Here is a 17,603-nt window from a genome sequence, read left to right as displayed (position 1 = left end):
GAACTTTTTTAAAGGTCAAATTGAACTTTTTTTGAACAGCTTAGATAAATATAAGTGATAGATTTGCTTATAGAGAAAACAAAAAACGATGAAAAAAGCGGAATTTTCCGATCTAAGCTAAATCAATTTAAAAAGGGTGCAGAAATTGTGCTCAGTTGGTAACGCTGTGATGTATTTCGCAAATCGACTAAAAAGAATGACGGTGATAAAAAATATCGAGCCATGATAGGCTCGATATTGGAAGCTTATTTGGAAAAGCTGTAGTGATTAGAATGCCGCATTGCGTGGTGTACGTGGGAATGGGATCACTTCACGGACGTTACCGACACCTGTTACATAAGCCACTAAGCGCTCGAACCCGAGGCCAAAGCCTGAGTGAGGCACGGTACCGTAACGACGTAGGTCACGATACCACCAGTAATCTTCTTTGTTCATTCCAAGCTCTTCAAGACGCGCGTCTAACATATCAAGGCGCTCTTCACGTTGTGAACCACCGATGATTTCACCAATACCGGGGGCGAGTACATCCATTGCTGCCACTGTCTTGCCATCTTCGTTAAGGCGCATATAGAAAGCTTTAATGTCCTTAGGATAGTTTTTAACAACCACAGGTGCTTTGAAATGTTGCTCAGCCAAATAGCGCTCATGCTCAGAAGACATATCAACCCCCCAGTAAACGGGGTTTTCAAATTTCTTACCGCAGGTTTCAAGGATCTTGATTGCGTCAGTGTAATCAACTTGAGCGAAATCTGAATTAACGAAGCTTTCAAGGCGGTTGATAACCTCTTTGTCGACACGTTGAGCGAAGAACTCAAGGTCATCGCGGCGCTCATCTAGCGCAGCTTTAAAGACAAACTTCAACATTTGCTCAGCAAGACCCGCAACATCGTCTAGGCTAGCAAAGGCCACTTCTGGCTCTACCATCCAGAACTCCGCTAAGTGGCGGCTGGTGTTTGAGTTCTCTGCACGGAATGTTGGGCCAAAGGTATAGACTTTGCTTAATGCGGTGGCATAAGCTTCGCCGTTTAATTGACCGGATACGGTTAAGAAGGATTCACGACCAAAGAAGTCTTCACTGAAATCCACTTCGCCTTTGTCGTTACGTGGCAGGTTGTTGTAATCCAGTGTAGAAACACGGAACATTTCACCTGCACCCTCGGTATCTGAAGCTGTAATAATTGGGGTAGAAACCCAAAAATAGCCTTGCTCATCAAAGAAACGATGCAGCGCTTGGGCGAGGGTATGGCGAACACGAGCTACCGCACCAATTAAGTTGGTACGAGGACGCAAGTGTGCGACTTCACGTAAGTACTCAACGCTATGACGTTTTGCAGCCATAGGGTAAGTATCCGGATCTTCAACCCAACCAACAACGTTAACGGCTGTTGCTTCTAATTCGAAAGATTGGCCTTGACCCGGTGACTCTTTCACGATCCCCGTGACTTCAACAGAACAGCCTGTCGTCAAATGCAGGACTTCGTCGTTATAATTAGGTAAATTATTATTGATGACAGCCTGTAATGGGTTAAAGCAGGAACCGTCATAAACGGCGAGGAAAGAAAAACCAGCATTTGAATCTCTCCTTGTACGTACCCAGCCTTGAACGGTGACTTCAGAGCCAACCGCCACACGGCCTTGCAGTACATCGACTACAGGCGCTACGATCATAAAAATTACTCTCTTTTATATAAACGAAATTAACGATGACATTTTCACTGGGCTAAATAAGCCATTTTTCATCTTATAGACCAATGAAAGTATTTGTTTTCCCGAAATTCTCTATTTCAAGGTTAAAGTTCTATGTTACTTGCCGTGAGGCAGGAAACAAGTAAAAAATCGATACTTTTGTACCAAAAAGTGCAATAGCCTCTAGCTATAACCTAGTTGGGGTTAGAATAGCAAGCAAATATATTATTAAGCGACAAGTTATCGTGTTATTGCGTACGCTGAAAGGGGAATTGGTGTGATACCTATTCCCATTAAGGTATCACACAGTGCATCGCCAAATTAGCAAGCCTTTTCCATTTTAGGAAGATCGAACGCTTTGCGAAGCTGATTAACGAACTCATCGTCTTCACAAATGGTTTTACCCGGACTATCGGATAATTTCGCGACGGGTTTGCCGTTGCATTCAACCAATTTGATCACAATATTCAGAGGTACGACACCGGGAATATTGCAAGTGAGCCTTGTGCCAATCCCAAACACAAGGTTAATGCGTTTATGGAAATAGCGATACAGCTCTAATGATTTTTGTAAGTCGAGACTATCTGAGAACACGAGCGTCTTAGTCATTGGGTCAATGCCTAATTTCTCATAGTGCGCAATGGCCTTCTCTCCCCATTCAATAGGATCCCCTGAATCGTGGCGTAATCCTTGGTAGCGCTTCGCAAAGTTATCATCGAAATCACGCAAAAATGCATCCATCGTGATACAGTCCGTTAATGCAATGCCAAGTTGGTCGGGGTATTCGTCAAGCCAACTTTGGAGTGCAGCACGTTGGCTATTGGCTAACTCAGGGCTAATTTGTTGGTGCGCTTGGAACCATTCATGGGCTTGGGTGCCGACGGGGGCTAGCCCTAATTTATGTGCCAGTTTGTAATTACTTGTGCCCACAAGGTAAGGGAACTCCTCTTTAAGCAAGGAGACGATAGCAGATTGGACATCATAGGAAAAACGGCGGCGCGTGCCGAAATCCATGAGTTTAAAGCGGCTAAGGTCGATATGGTTTTCGGCCGCTTGATCATAAAATACCGTCAGTAATTTTTTCAATTGAGTAACGGCATCTTCTTGGGTCACCTGTGGATGCCTATCGCGTTGAACTATTTCACTGATCAAGGCGAGGAGGGGAACTTCCCACATAATCACTTCGCACCATGGGCCACTAATACGAATTGCGAGCTGCCCATCATCCGCAGTGGTGATATTGACCTGTTCAGGTTTAAAGCGAAACGTTTTTAGCCATGCAAGATAATCGTCTTTGAAAAAAGGAAGCTCTTTTAAATAGTTGGCCTCATCATCGGTGAGTGAAAGGTGAGCCATCAATTGGACTTGCTGGCGGATTTCATCGGCATAGGCACCTAGAATTTCACGACTACGACAGCGGAACTCGGCGACAACCGGTACTTGGCTGTAATGGTGAAATACGGCCTGCTGCATATGAAGCTTATAAGCATCAGTGTCAAGCAGTGATGTAATAATAGGGGTAGCGTCTAAATTCATGGCGCGCAGGCGTCCTCGCGGAGCTATCTACTTATTAGCTAAATCGTTAAAGTTGGAAAAGTATACTCACTTTGACAGAAGATAGAAGCCTTATTGCATCACTCTTGTGTCTGTGAGCATTTCCAATATTTATTTATACTCATCACATTTCGAGTTGTCGCCTTATCGGTGACGGTTATGGCCTATTTGCCATGGCTCTCGAATGATTTAGAGTATACGTCATTGACCAGAATGGCACATTAGCGATTAGAGTTGATTAACAAGCGTTAATATACTCATTGCCAGTCATTGAGCATGAAACGATACTAACACGTAATTTTCTATTTAACAGCGTTATAGCATCAACGAACAAACCAATTGTTAACATTTATCGATACTGATAGTCATAAATCGTTAACATAGTATGATGAGAGTGTTTCTCATATAGCATTTATGTTGCAGCAGCGTATAGTAATATAAAGAAGAATTGGTAAACGACTATATCGAATTAACGAATAAAAAAGGTTTCATATGACCCAATTGCGACAAGCGAAATATCGTCAGGACTACCAAGCACCTGATTATACTATCTCTGAAATTGATCTTGATTTTATCCTCGATCCCGCAAAAACCGTCGTGACGGCAATTAGCCAAGTCAAACGCCTTAACCCAGCCTCATCTACACTGGAACTGCATGGTGAAGACCTTAAATTGGTCTCTATTGAAGTGGATGGTCAGCCTTGGACTGATTATAAAGAGCAAGATGGTAAGCTGATATTGGCATCATTGCCTGAGGCTTTCACATTACGCATAGTGAATGAAATCAGCCCTGAAAAAAACACAGCATTAGAAGGCTTATATGTTTCAGGGGATGCATTATGCACTCAATGTGAAGCAGAAGGTTTCCGCCATATTACTTATTATCAGGATAGGCCGGATGTGTTAGCGCGTTATACGACGACAATTACCGCCGATAAACAGCGCTATCCTTACTTGCTATCGAATGGTAACCGTATTGCCGAAGGGACACTCGATGATGGGCGCCATTGGGTGAAATGGCAAGATCCGTTCCCTAAACCAAGCTACCTATTTGCGTTAGTTGCGGGGGATTTCGATGTTCTTCGCGACACTTTCGTGACGCGCACAGGCCGCGAGGTCGCATTAGAGTTGTTTGTTGATAAAGGCAACCTTGATCGTGCACCATGGGCGATGCAATCCCTAAAAAATGCCATGAAATGGGATGAAGATCGCTTTGGTCTTGAATATGACCTTGATATCTACATGATAGTGGCGGTTGATTTCTTTAATATGGGCGCGATGGAGAATAAAGGGCTGAATGTCTTTAACTCAAAATATGTGCTCGCTAAAAATGAAACCGCAACCGATAAAGACTACTTAAATATAGAATCTGTTATCGGTCATGAATATTTCCATAACTGGACAGGTAACCGTATCACTTGCCGCGATTGGTTCCAACTAAGCCTAAAAGAAGGTTTGACCGTTTTCCGTGATCAGGAGTTCAGTTCAGATCTTGGCTCTCGCTCTGTCAATCGCATTAATAATGTCAAAGTGATGCGTGCGGCTCAGTTTGCTGAAGATGCAAGCCCAATGGCTCATCCAATTCGCCCTGAAAAAGTGATCGAGATGAATAACTTCTATACGCTAACGGTCTATGAAAAAGGGGCTGAAGTTATTCGTATGATCCATACTCTGCTAGGGGAAGAAATGTTCCAAGCGGGTATGCAACTGTATATTCATCGTCATGATGGCAGCGCCGCAACCTGTGACGACTTTGTGCAAGCGATGGAAGATGCTTCGAATGTGGATCTTTCGTTATTCCGTCGTTGGTACAGTCAATCAGGGACACCTGTATTAACGGTTCGTGATGAGTACTTCCCTGAAAAGCAACAGTATGTGCTGCATGTGAGCCAAATGACACCTCCGACCGCGGATCAGTCAGAAAAGCAGCCGTTACACATTCCTCTTGATATTGAGTTGTATGGTGAAGATGGGGCCGTTATTCCTCTGCAATATCTTGGCAGTAGCGTAAACGCTGTATTGAATGTTACGCAAGCATCACAAACGTTCACTTTTGATAATGTGCCAAGCCGCCCTGTGCCATCATTACTACGTGAATTTTCTGCGCCAGTTAAATTGGACTATCCATACAGTGATGAGCAACTCGCTTTTCTGATGCAGTATGCAAGTAATGAGTTCTCACGTTGGGATGCAGCTCAGCAACTGATCGGTAACTATGTGAAGATCAACGTTGCGAACTATCAGGCGGGCAACGCGCTCGTTCTCCCTGAGCATGTGATTGATGCATTCCGAGCAGTGTTACTTAATGACACCATCGATCCAGCACTCGCGGCACTGATTTTGACTCTGCCTTCTGAAAATGAGATGGCAGAATTTTTCCAAACTATCGACCCTGATGCCATCCATCATGTTGCTAACTTTATCGCTCATCAACTGGCGACAGCAATGGCTGATGAATTCCTCGTGGTTTATCAATCGATTAAAATTGATGGCTACCGTGTTGACCACAGCGATATTGCGAAACGTTCATTACGTAACGTGTGTTTACAGTATATTGCAGCAGGCGATGATCAAGCACTCGCAGACAAATTAGTGTCAGAACAATTCAAATTGGCCGATAATATGACCGACTCTTTAGCCGCATTAACGGCGGCGAGTGAGTCTCAGTTACCGTGCCTAGAGTCATTAATGACGGCCTTTGATGAGCGTTGGCACCACGATGGCCTAGTGATGGATAAATGGTTTACATTGCAAGGTACTAGCCCTGCTCCGGATGTCTTGCAGAAAGTACGTAGCTTGCTGAATCACCGTTCATTTAGTATGAGCAACCCAAATCGTGTGCGTTCTTTGGTTGGGGCGTTTACCTCCGGTAACCCGTCAGCTTTCCATGCGAAAGATGGTAGCGGCTATCAATTCCTGTATGAGATCCTCGTGGATTTAAATACACGTAACCCACAGGTCGCATCGCGATTGATTGAACCGTTGATCCGTTTGAAACGTTTTGACGATAAACGCCAAGGCCTGATGCGCAATACGTTAGAGCAACTCAAAGCGTTGGATAACCTTTCAGGTGATCTGTTCGAAAAAGTGACGAAAGCGCTCGAAAGCTAAGTTCTTTACTGATATTAGCTGTGTTGTTAGCCCTTGAACGTCGTTTCAAGGGCTTTTTCTTTTAAATCAGGCAATCATATTAGGTTGTATGCGGTGTTATTCCATTGACAGCAACGGTTCAATTGCCGATTAAGGCAACTTTGGTTTGCAAGTAGCGAATAAATGAATTTTTTATAGAAAAAAAGGCGTAAAATAGGGTAATCTATGTCGCGTTTTATCGGATGAAAATGTATCCCTGTTAAAAATGGCCTCAGCAAATTTCATTTGTTGAGTGTTTTGACGCGCGGAACATTGTGTCTTTTAATCGCTTTATACACAAAATAGTTTGAGGTGTCGGCAGCAAGTGTTATCGCTGTGCTTACAACTTAAAATATGGTGGGTATAGACAGAAATAGGTTATTGGATATGTTATATCACCTTGCCCGCAAGGCTCTATTCCAGTTCGACCCAGAAAAAGCCCATGAACTGACGTTTCGGCAGCTTCAATGTTTAAATAATTCCCCGCTTAAATTCCTTCTCCGCCAATCTGTTGCTACTAAACCTGTTCAATGTATGGGACTGTCTTTTAAAAATCCACTTGGCCTAGCTGCGGGTTTAGATAAAGACGGTGAATGTATTGATGCTTTTGGAGCAATGGGCTTTGGTTTTGTTGAGATTGGAACGGTGACGCCACGACCGCAATCAGGTAATGATAAGCCTAGATTGTTTAGATTAGTGGAAGCGGAAGCACTGATTAATCGTATGGGGTTCAACAATAAAGGCGTTGATAACCTTGTTGAAAATGTCAAAAAATCAACTTACGGTGGGGTTATTGGCATTAATATCGGTAAAAATAAAGACACCCCAGTGGAACAAGGCAAGGATGACTATTTAATTTGCATGGATAAAGTTTATGCACATGCCGGTTATATTGCTATTAATATTTCATCACCAAATACGCCAGGTTTACGCACTTTGCAATATGGCGAAGCGTTGGATGATTTATTAAGTGGCATAAAAGCCAAGCAACTGGAGTTACAATCGAAATATCAAAAATATGTTCCTGTTGCGGTTAAAGTTGCACCGGATCTGACCGAAGCAGAAATAATCCAAGTTACCGATAGCTTAGTTCGACATAATATTGATGGTGTGATTGCAACCAATACCACGTTAGATCGTTCTTTAGTTCAAGGTTTAAATCATTGTAATGAAGCTGGCGGTTTAAGTGGACGCCCAGTGCAACTAAAAAGCACTGAGGTTATTCGGATCATTTCTCGTGAATTAAAAGGGCAGTTACCTATTATTGGAGTGGGTGGTATAGACTCATTAACTGCTGCGAGAGAAAAAATGGACGCGGGTGCATCATTAATCCAAATTTATTCTGGTTTTATATATAATGGGCCAAAATTAATAAAAGATATTGTGAACCATATATAGTTAACTGTAAATTTACCTAAAGGGGGCTTTATTTATGCTCCCTTTTAATCTATATTGAGTTGGCTGTCTATTTTTAAATCATTTTATTTTGCATTTTTAAGATCGAATTATTTTGAGCTAGTATCTTAAAAATATATTTATACTCTAACTCATTTGAGTTGCTTTTAGGCAGTAAGCGAATTATTCGTTTAAAAAATCCTTAGAGCAAAATAATGCAACAGCTAGGGTAATTGAGCACGACTCAATTGGCAACTTAAAGTATGGTGAGTATACCGGTAAATCGCTAAGGGATCGTTTATGATAATAAAACCCGATGATCATTGGCGTTGGTATTTTGATCATGACCATGATAGGGTGATGCTAGATCTCGCCAACGGCATGATATTTCGCTCATGTTTTCCCGCAAAAATGCTGACAGCATTCGCACGTGATGAAATGCCTTTTAGCATTGAAGATGCTGCGGAGTTTTATATATTTGATGAGCAGGCTAAAAAATTAAATCTATCTCATGAAGAACGGGCTGAATTAGTACTGAATAGTTTAGTGGCATTTCGCTTTTTAAAACCGCAAATGCCGAAAAGTTGGTATTTTTCTCCTTTTCACGATATTCAAGTACCTGCGCAAGGTCAGCTTATTCAAGTGTGTTTAGAAAATAGCCATCATATAGCGACATTTATTATTGCTGAGGCTGGTACGTCGGCAAGTTTGTGTTTATTAGCGGAGGCACAATTAGAATTGCCTGATCGTAAATTACGCTTTTGTGATCCAATTAAGATCATGAATGATCGCATGAGGCAATATAAACGCAAGTCTAATCGCTTACTGTATGAGAATGTCATTTAATTGATCGTCCATGATCTATTAATATGGATATTCTTTAATATTCGCCAATAACACCATCAATAAAATAATCGTTATTATTGAGATGATGGTGTTAGAAAATTAGCTTAAAGCTAATTTAATCGCACTTTTGGGAATGCAACTACAGGCTAAGATATAACCATCCGCTTTAATTGCACTTTGTTTTAATGGCGTGACTTCCCCTTCAATCAACTTTATTTTGCATTGACCACAAATACCAGCACGGCAGGAATAAGGTAAAGTGATCCCTTTTGATTCCAATTGTTCAAGGATCACTTCTTGGTTATTTCCTTCATAATCATGATTTTCAAAAGTGACTGTTACCGTACTTAATGGCGTAGAAGGACTTTTCGCTTTATTATCCGTTTCTCGCTCTTTTGGGATATACTGATTAGGTTGTTTCTTTTCAAGAACCGTCACGGTATCACCCACTCGTATAATTCCAGTATTATGGATAACGACATTTTGCCCGAAATCCACATCACCACTTTCCGTGGTACGGAAGGTTTGTAGGGTTGCTAATGGTTCGCTGTGTGGATGTTTAATGCCTTTTTCAGGGCTAACAGTCGTCAGAATACAGCGGCTACATGGTCTGTCTAAGCTAAAAACGACATCGCCAATCTGAATCGTTTTCCATGTATCTTCTTCGAAAGGTTGGGCACCGGTGATAATCAAATTACCGCGAAATTGCTCAAGCTTAATGCTGGCGGGGCAACGCCTTTGTAGCTCTTGTACCGAAGCTTCATTAATTAATAAGAAGGGGTAGCCATCGGCAAACGACATAGGCACATCGGGCAGGGTTTTGACGCGACGTGACAAGTGAGGACTTAACCAGCGTAGTTGAACAGGCTCATCAAAATAACGACTTAGCCAAGTATTGACTGATTCAGGCGCAATGAGTGCATGAAAATGATTGCCCCAGACTTCAGTTGGACTCTGATTCTCATCAAAGTCCTGATACAATACCGTCACACTTTCACCATCGGGTGCTTTGAGATAAAGCCCATTATTTAACATTGCTGGTGTAAATAGTAACATCTGAGGGTATTTTCTTGCCGTGATAAATTTACCTTCCAGCGTTGTTACCATAAAATTGCGATCAAATATTAGCCCACTGGTATCGGCGTATGCATGAGACAGGCGTATCCCTCTCATTGATTTGACTGGGTGCGTATAAAGGCGTGAAAGCGTAATCATTATTTAATCCTTATAATTGTTGCTGAGCAACTTTATGACAAGTCCATAAGATTAGCTATAATGCGCAACAATTTTTCATCCAAATTGGTAAAAAATACTATGAATTCTCTGTTTGCCAGCACAGCTCGTGGCCTAGAAGAACTATTGAAATCGGAATTGGAAGCTCTGGGCGCTAGTCAGTGCCGAGTTGCACAAGGGGGCGTCTATTTTCAGGCTGATGAACGGGTGATGTATCAGAGTCTACTCTGGAGTAGGCTGGCATCCCGTATCTTATTACCATTGAATGAATTTGATGTTTATAGCGACTTAGATTTATACCTTGGTGTACAAGCTATCGATTGGACTGAGGTATTCTCAGTTGAGGACACATTTTCAGTTCACTTTAGTGGTACAAACGAAGAGATCCGCAATAGCCAATATGGTGCTTTAAAAGTTAAAGATGCCATTGTCGATTGCTTCGTACGTAAATTAGATCAGCGGCCTGATGTTGCACGCCAGCAGCCTGATATTCGTATCAATGTTTACTTGAATAAAGAGAAAGCTAGCGTAGCGCTTGATTTAAGTGGTGATGCACTTCATATCCGTGGTTATCGTGATTTGGCAGGGCAAGCGCCATTAAAAGAGACGTTAGCCGCTGCGATTATCAATCGCTCAGGCTGGCAGCAGGGCACCCCCCTTGTCGATCCTATGTGTGGCTCCGGCACACTATTGATTGAAGCGGCTATGATTGCAGCAGACAGAGCGCCTGGCTTGTACCGTGAACATTGGGGGTTCTATGCTTGGTCAAAATATAACCCTGCATTATGGCGTGAGCTGATCACGGAAGCGCAAGTGCGTTTTCGTCAAGGCCTAAAAGAGACAACATCGCGTTTTTATGGTTTTGATATCGATAAACGAGTGCTTGATATGGCGCGCTCTAATGCACGTAGGGCGGGCGTTCAAACATTAGTGAGTTTCAATCATGGCGATGCTGCTATGCTTGAAAACCCTGTTGAAACAGGCATTAAGGGAACCATTTTAAGTAACCCGCCTTATGGCGAACGTCTTGAAAGTGAGCCTGCATTGATTGCTTTACATAGCCAATTAGGCCGTATTGTGAAGGCGCGTTTCCCTGGTTGGCGTTTATCTATTTTTAGTGCCTCTCCTGAACTGTTAAGTTGCTTACAACTACGCTCTGAACGTGAATTTAAGGCCAAAAATGGCCCATTGGATTGCGTACAGAAAAATTATTTATTGGCAGAAACACCGTCGGAAACGGTCGGTGAAATCTCTCCTGATTTTGCTAATCGCTTACGTAAGAACCATAAAAAACTCAGCAAGTGGGCTAAACAGCAAGGGATTGATTGCTACCGCATCTATGATGCAGATTTGCCAGAATATAATGTGGCTATCGATGTTTATCGTGACAAAGTGGTCGTACAGGAGTATGCACCACCGAAAACGGTGGATGAACGCAAAGCGCGCCAACGTTTATTTGATGTGATCACGGCGACGATGAATGTATTGCAGCTGTCATCTAACCAGTTGGTATTAAAAACACGCCAACGTCAGAAAGGTAAACAGCAATATGAAAAACTAGCACAAAAAGAGGATTTCTTTTTAGTGCAAGAATACAACGCTAAGATGCTGGTGAACTTAACCGACTATCTTGATACGGGGCTGTTTTTAGACCACCGCATTGCTCGACGCATGTTAGGACAAATGAGTCGTGGTGCAGATTTTCTTAATCTCTTCTGCTACACCGGCTCCGCAACAGTTCATGCAGGGCTTGGAGGCGCGAAAAGCACCACGTCAGTTGATATGTCGCGTACCTATCTTGAGTGGGCAGAGAAAAACTTACAGGCTAACGGCTTAACGGGGCGCCAACATCGCTTGATCCAAGCTGACTGCTTAAACTGGTTGGCGAATAGCCCAGAACAATTTGATTTGATTTTTATTGATCCGCCAACATTCTCAAACTCAAAGCGAATGGATGGTACTTTTGATGTACAGCGCGACCATGTTCAGTTGATCACTCACCTAAAACGCATGTTACGTCGTGGTGGTACCATCATGTTCTCTAACAATAAGCGTGGCTTTAAAATGGATATCGAAGCTCTGAATGCGTTAGGACTACAAGCAGAAGAAATTACCGCCAAAACGCGTTCAGAAGATTTTGCTCGTAATCGTCAGATTCATAACTGCTGGCTGATCCGCCATGCAGCATAAAGGATAACATCAATGGCTTTAATTAATTTATCGGGTGCATACCTTTCGTTTAGTGATGCCCCTTTATTGGATAACACGGAACTTCATATCGAAGAAAATGAGCGTGTCTGTTTAGTTGGACGCAACGGTGCGGGTAAATCGACACTCATGCGCGTCCTAACTAAAGAGCAGCCTCTTGATGATGGGCAACTGCTTTACCAACAAGATCTCGTGGTTGCTCGTTTACAGCAAGACCCACCCCGTAATATTGAAGGAACGATTTTTGACTTTGTTGCCGAAGGCGTAGCAGAGCAGGCAGAATACCTCAAAGAGTATCACCATGTTTCTAAATTGGTGGAAACCGATCCGAGTGAAAAGAATTTAAATAAATTAGCTGAATTACAAGAAGTACTAGATAGCCGTAACTTATGGCTATTGGATGCCCGTATCAGTGATGTCTTGAAAAAATTGGATTTGCCAGCGGATACTCAACTGTCATCACTGTCTGGGGGCTGGCTACGTAAAGCGGCTCTTGGTCGTGCATTAGTGAGTAATCCACAAGTCCTCTTTCTTGATGAGCCGACTAACCACTTGGATATCGAAACCATTTTATGGTTAGAAAACTTTTTGAAAGATTTCCAAGGTAGTATCGTATTTATTTCCCATGACCGCTCATTTATTCGCAATATGGCAACACGTATTGTTGATCTGGATAGAGGTAAGTTGTCGTCATGGCCGGGCAATTATGATGATTACTTGGTGGCAAAAGAAGAAGCGTTGCGTGTGGAAGAGATGCAAAATGCAGAATTTGACCGCAAGCTGGCCCAAGAAGAAGCGTGGATCAGACAAGGTATTAAAGCGAGACGTACCCGTAATGAAGGGCGTGTTCGTGCACTCAAGGCCTTGCGCGTAGAACGCTCTCAGCGCCGTGAAGTGCTGGGAAGTGCGAAAATGCAGGTTGAGGAAGCGTCTCGCTCAGGGAAAATTGTCTTTGAACTGGAAAATGTGAATTACCAAATCAATGATAAAGTACTGGTTAAAGACTTTAGTGCGCAAGTGTTACGTGGAGACAAAATCGCTTTAGTTGGGCCAAACGGCTGCGGTAAAACAACCCTGCTCAAATTGATGTTGGGTGATCTCAAAGCAGATAGTGGCAGAGTGCACTGTGGAACTAAATTAGAAGTCGCTTATTTTGATCAGCACCGCGCCGCACTCGATCCTGATAAGACGGTCATGGATAACCTTGCAGAAGGGAAGCAAGAGGTGATGGTCAATGGTAAACCACGCCACGTACTCGGTTATCTACAAGACTTTATGTTCCCGCCCAAACGCGCCATGACTCCGGTACGAGCATTATCTGGTGGTGAGCGTAATCGTTTGTTACTTGCACGCTTATTTTTAAAGCCAAGCAACTTATTGATCCTCGATGAACCGACCAATGACCTTGATGTCGAAACACTAGAACTGCTTGAAGAGTTGGTCGATAGCTATCAAGGCACTGTTTTATTGGTTAGTCATGATCGTGAATTTGTTGATAATAGCGTAACAGAGTGTTGGATTTTTGAAGGTAACGGGGTGATTAACCGTTACGCTGGCGGCTATTTTGATGCTCAACAGCAAAAAGCACAAACCGTGAGCTTGAAAAATTCACAACAAAGTAAAATAGCGGAGCAAGATAAATCGCCTAAGGTAAAAGAACCTACAAAGCGAAATAATAAGATAAGCTACCATTTACTACGTGAATTAGAACAATTACCATCGAAGCTCGAACAGCTAGAAGGTGAAATTGAAGCACTTCAAGCGGCGATTGGTGATGCTGATTTCTTTAACCAGCCTCACGATATAACCGAAAAAACATTAAATACATTAGCTGAAAAGGAACAAGCGCTAGAGCAAGCGTTCGACCGCTGGCAAGAGCTTGAGCTACTGAAAAATGGCTAGTTTATCGTTCAGGAAATAAGAAGGGGCGAATCACCTTGTGCTCTCATGAGTCTCATGAACATGTGCTGTGCACACAATGCGACATGCTGGTTGCGGTACCTGAATTAGAACAGGGAACTAAAGCAACCTGCCCACGCTGTCATACAGTGTTGGTGTCAAAGTGGCGCTATCCATACAAGCAGCCGGCAGCGTATGCGTTTAGCGCATTAATTATGCTGCTCGTCGCTTGTATGTTTCCATTTGTCAAAATGAGTGCGGCTGGGATTGAAAATGAAATTTCTATATTTCAAATTATCGAGATTATTTCGACAACGCGTTACAGCAGCTTAGCCCTCTTTTTTCTGTTATTTTCATTAGTCATCCCAGCCTTTTGTATGGTGACAATCATACTATTGGGATTACAAGTGTATGTTCCAAAAAGAATCAAAGTGTGGATCAGCCGTATCCTATTTCAAATGAAATCTTGGTGTATGGCGGAAATTTTCCTCGCAGGGGTTCTGGTTAGCTTTGTAAAACTGATTGCTTATGGTGACATTGGTGTTGGGTTAAGCTTTTTGCCGTATTGTCTATTTTGCCTCTTGCAAGTTAGGGCATTTCAATGCCTTGACCGGCATTGGATGTGGAACAAAATTGAAGCAGCCCCTAAGTTAGCCCATAAATTAGAAGTAGGGCGAACTGGGATCAGCCAAAACGTAAGGCTGTGCCTAGTGTGCACGGCTATCTTACCGGCGGAACAATCCCAATGTCCGCGCTGTTACGCTCGTGGTAGCGTACGTAAGCATCAAAGTATACAGTGGACAGTTGCGCTGCTATTGACCTCGTTTTTCCTATATATTCCAGCGAATGTCTTACCGGTGATGACGACCAATATGTTGGGTAGCGATATGGACTCAACGATTATGGACGGCGTGATATTATTGTGGGGGGATGGCTCTTATCCTGTCGCATTAATTATTTTTATCGCCAGTATTATGGTGCCCTCGTTAAAAATGATAGGTATCGCGTGGTTATGCCTTGACTCTCAAGGTTATGGCAACCGAGACCCACATCGAATGCACTTTATTTATGAATTGGTGGAGTATGTGGGGCGTTGGTCAATGATCGATGTGTTTGTCATTACTATTTTGGCCGCATTGGTACAAATGGGGCAATTAATGAGTATCGTCCCTGCACAGGGCGTTATTTTCTTTGGTGTCGTTGTGATTTTAACGATGTTTGCTGCGATGACTTTCGACCCTCGATTAACATGGGATCGTTGTGAAAAGAAAAGTGCGGTAAAAGTTGTTGAACAAGAAGGAGCCATCGGGTGAGTGAACAAGAAACACCACAGGCCAATGCCAAAATCAGTAAATTGAAAAGTTGGTCACCTGTTTGGGTGATCCCTATCGTTACTGTTCTCATTGGTGCTTGGATACTATTTTATCACTTCAGCCATCAAGGCCCTGAAGTGACATTAATTACTTACAATGCAGAAGGCATTGAAGCGGGTAAAACCAAAATCAAGAGCCGTAGTGTGGATATTGGTATTGTTGAAAGCGTGACGCTGGATGACAACTTCAGTCGAGTTGTTATCAAAGCACGCTTAAATAGCGATATGAAAGATCTCCTACGTGCGGATTCTGCATTTTGGATCGTAAAGCCGACAATTGGCCGTGAAGGTGTGACAGGATTAGGCACATTGCTTTCGGGAGTTTTCATCGAATTACAACCGGGTAACTCTAAAAAGGAGCATAACGAGTTTACACTGCTTGATTCGCCGCCTTTAGCCTCACCGGATGCGAAAGGGATCCGCGTTATCTTGGTGAGTGACCGCGCTGGGCAACTCAATCCAGGCGACCCTGTACTGTTTAGAGGTTACCGTGTTGGCTCAGTTGAAACCAGTAATTTCGACATGAGTAAGCGTGATATGCGCTATCAACTGTTCATCAACGCACCTTATGATAAGTTAATTAGTACGAATGTGCGCTTTTGGAAGGACAGTGGTATTGCATTTGATATGTCATCGCAAGGGATCCATGTTGAGCTTGGCTCTATTGCCACCTTGCTGACAGGAGGCGTAAGCTTTGATGTACCTGCTGGCTGGGCGCCGGGAGAAGGTGTAAAAGAAAATACAGAATTTAAACTCTTTGATAACCAAAGTAGTATTCAAAACTCTCTGTATACTGAATACCAAGATTTCGTTCTGTTCTTCTCTGACTCAGTACGTGGGCTACAGCCTGGTGCACCGGTGGAGTTCCGTGGTATTCGCCTAGGAACGGTCGCTCAAGTGCCATTCTATACCAAAGGCCTCGACCAAAAACTGGATAACGATTTCCGTATTCCTGTATTAATTCATATTGAGCCTGAGCGTTTTGCAAAAGATGTTGGTGCTGATTTTAACTTGAAAAATGAGTTGAAATTAGCGATGAAGGATGGGCTTCGTGCATCGTTAAAATCTGGGAACTTGCTAACAGGGGCACTGTTTGTTGATCTCGACTTTGTGCCTAATGTGCCTGAATATAAAGGGCCAACTGTGGTGGCTGGTTATAAAGTCATCCCAACGACGAGCGGTGGCTTAGCGCAAATTCAGCAAAAAGTGATTTCTGTGCTGGATAAAATCAATGCGATGCCGATTGAGCCTATGCTGAATCAAACGACTCAAACGTTGGCTGAAGGGCAAAAAACGATCAAAGAAGCGCAAGTTATGCTCGCTGAGCTAAATAAAGTGATGGGAAGTAAAGAGTTCCAGAAACTCCCTCAAGACTTGCAAAAAACGTTGAATGAAATGAACCGTGCGATGCAAGGGTTCCAGCCGGGGTCACCTGCATATAATAAGATGGTCGATAATATGCAACGTTTAGATCAGGTGCTTAGGGAAGTCCAGCCACTGTTACGTACTTTGAATAATAAGAGTAATGCCTTGGTATTCGAAGCTGAGCCGTCTAAGGATCCTGTACCGAAAGGAGTGAAAAAATAATGAGATATCTGATATCGATATTTGTTTTAATGCTGGCGGCTTGTAGCAGCACCCCTGAAAAAGTGTATTACCAATTGCCGGTGAAATCGCCGGCAACACAAAGTGCGGTTGTGATGGGGCAACAAAATCAAATTTGGTTACAGCGCATCATGCTGGCGGATGTTCTGACATCAAATGGTATTACTTACCAAACGTCAGATGTCAGTTACAATAATGCTAGCTCCCATTTATGGGCTAGCCCATTAGAACAACAGTTAGGACAATCCATGGTGAGTGAATTGTCTTCTGCGTTGCCGGGGCGTTTAGTCTCATTACAACCTTTGCAGAATTCGCCGGACACATTGGATATTACGCTAACAAGTTTTAATGGCCGCTACGATGGCAAGGTATTAGTTCAAGGGTTCTGGACTTTGTCGCGTGGCAAAGAGATCATCCGTCGTAACTTCGATATACAGCTTGAACAAAAAGAAGATGGCTATCCAGAATTAGTCCGTACGCTGGCTGATGGATGGCAGCAAGTTGCGAGTGAGATTGCTAAAGAGGCCAATAAATCTTAAGTAATATTCACTATTTTCATCAATAAAGTGCATCTTACGCCGTCATTGGCTAAGGTGCATTTTTTTATAAAATTGGTTGCATATCATTCAATTATAAAATATTTCAATATAAATACATATAATAAAATTGATATTAA

At 42.8% G+C, this 17,603-nt stretch carries 11 protein-coding genes; 8 read left to right on the top strand and 3 right to left on the bottom strand.

The window, feature by feature from the left end:
* Nucleotides 1-267: 267 nt before the first annotated feature.
* Nucleotides 268-1,668 (bottom strand): asparagine--tRNA ligase, encoded by a 1,401-nt coding sequence (asnS, locus tag PSE69_RS16750; protein WP_004918174.1) that lies wholly within the window; start codon nt 1,666-1,668, stop codon nt 268-270.
* A 339-nt stretch (nt 1,669-2,007) separates the two neighbouring features.
* The gene (gene pncB / locus PSE69_RS16745; protein ID WP_004918176.1) at nt 2,008-3,222 is read right to left on the bottom strand and encodes a nicotinate phosphoribosyltransferase; all 1,215 of its coding nucleotides are present in this window, start codon (nt 3,220-3,222) and stop codon (nt 2,008-2,010) included.
* Nucleotides 3,223-3,732: 510 nt separating this feature from the next.
* On the opposite strand from pncB, the gene pepN reads away from it, so the two are divergent.
* From pepN to PSE69_RS16730, 3 genes are all read left to right on the top strand, one after another.
* Nucleotides 3,733-6,351 carry an aminopeptidase N gene (gene pepN, locus PSE69_RS16740; RefSeq protein WP_272675295.1) on the top strand — a complete coding sequence of 873 codons (2,619 nt, stop codon included), beginning with the start codon at nt 3,733-3,735 and terminating at the stop codon, nt 6,349-6,351.
* A 405-nt stretch (nt 6,352-6,756) separates the two neighbouring features.
* Complete coding sequence (gene pyrD / locus PSE69_RS16735; RefSeq protein WP_014657940.1) at nt 6,757-7,767, top strand: quinone-dependent dihydroorotate dehydrogenase; 1,011 nt, start codon at nt 6,757-6,759, stop codon at nt 7,765-7,767.
* Between the two features lie 297 nt (nt 7,768-8,064).
* Nucleotides 8,065-8,610 (top strand): cell division protein ZapC, encoded by a 546-nt coding sequence (locus PSE69_RS16730; protein WP_004918182.1) that lies wholly within the window; start codon nt 8,065-8,067, stop codon nt 8,608-8,610.
* A 99-nt stretch (nt 8,611-8,709) separates the two neighbouring features.
* On the opposite strand, the gene PSE69_RS16725 is transcribed toward PSE69_RS16730, so the two are convergent.
* The gene (locus PSE69_RS16725) at nt 8,710-9,825 is read right to left on the bottom strand and encodes a YcbX family protein (RefSeq protein WP_036943631.1); all 1,116 of its coding nucleotides are present in this window, start codon (nt 9,823-9,825) and stop codon (nt 8,710-8,712) included.
* A 99-nt stretch (nt 9,826-9,924) separates the two neighbouring features.
* Between PSE69_RS16725 and rlmKL the strand changes: the two genes are divergently transcribed.
* From rlmKL to pqiC, 5 genes are read left to right on the top strand one after another with little or no spacing between them, the layout of a single operon-like run.
* A complete protein-coding gene (rlmKL, locus tag PSE69_RS16720) occupies nt 9,925-12,033 on the top strand; it encodes a bifunctional 23S rRNA (guanine(2069)-N(7))-methyltransferase RlmK/23S rRNA (guanine(2445)-N(2))-methyltransferase RlmL (protein ID WP_004918187.1) in 2,109 nt (702 codons plus the stop codon).
* Between the two features lie 12 nt (nt 12,034-12,045).
* Nucleotides 12,046-13,953, top strand: a complete 1,908-nt coding sequence (locus PSE69_RS16715; RefSeq protein WP_004918188.1) for an ABC transporter ATP-binding protein — start codon at nt 12,046-12,048, stop codon at nt 13,951-13,953.
* A gap of 35 nt (nt 13,954-13,988) precedes the next feature.
* Nucleotides 13,989-15,263 carry a membrane integrity-associated transporter subunit PqiA gene (gene pqiA, locus PSE69_RS16710; protein ID WP_071599643.1) on the top strand — a complete coding sequence of 425 codons (1,275 nt, stop codon included), beginning with the start codon at nt 13,989-13,991 and terminating at the stop codon, nt 15,261-15,263.
* Nucleotides 15,260-16,909: an intermembrane transport protein PqiB gene (gene pqiB, locus PSE69_RS16705; RefSeq protein ID WP_004918196.1), complete on the top strand. Its 1,650-nt coding sequence runs from the start codon at nt 15,260-15,262 to the stop codon at nt 16,907-16,909. The genes pqiA and pqiB overlap by 4 nt, the downstream gene beginning before the upstream one ends.
* Complete coding sequence (pqiC, locus tag PSE69_RS16700) at nt 16,909-17,466, top strand: membrane integrity-associated transporter subunit PqiC (RefSeq protein ID WP_004918199.1); 558 nt, start codon at nt 16,909-16,911, stop codon at nt 17,464-17,466. The genes pqiB and pqiC overlap by 1 nt, the downstream gene beginning before the upstream one ends.
* Nucleotides 17,467-17,603: the final 137 nt, after the last annotated feature.

The organism is Providencia sp. PROV122, assembly GCF_028482365.1.
Classification (GTDB): domain Bacteria; phylum Pseudomonadota; class Gammaproteobacteria; order Enterobacterales; family Enterobacteriaceae; genus Providencia; species Providencia stuartii.
This window is presented reverse-complemented; position numbering and strand designations above follow the sequence as displayed.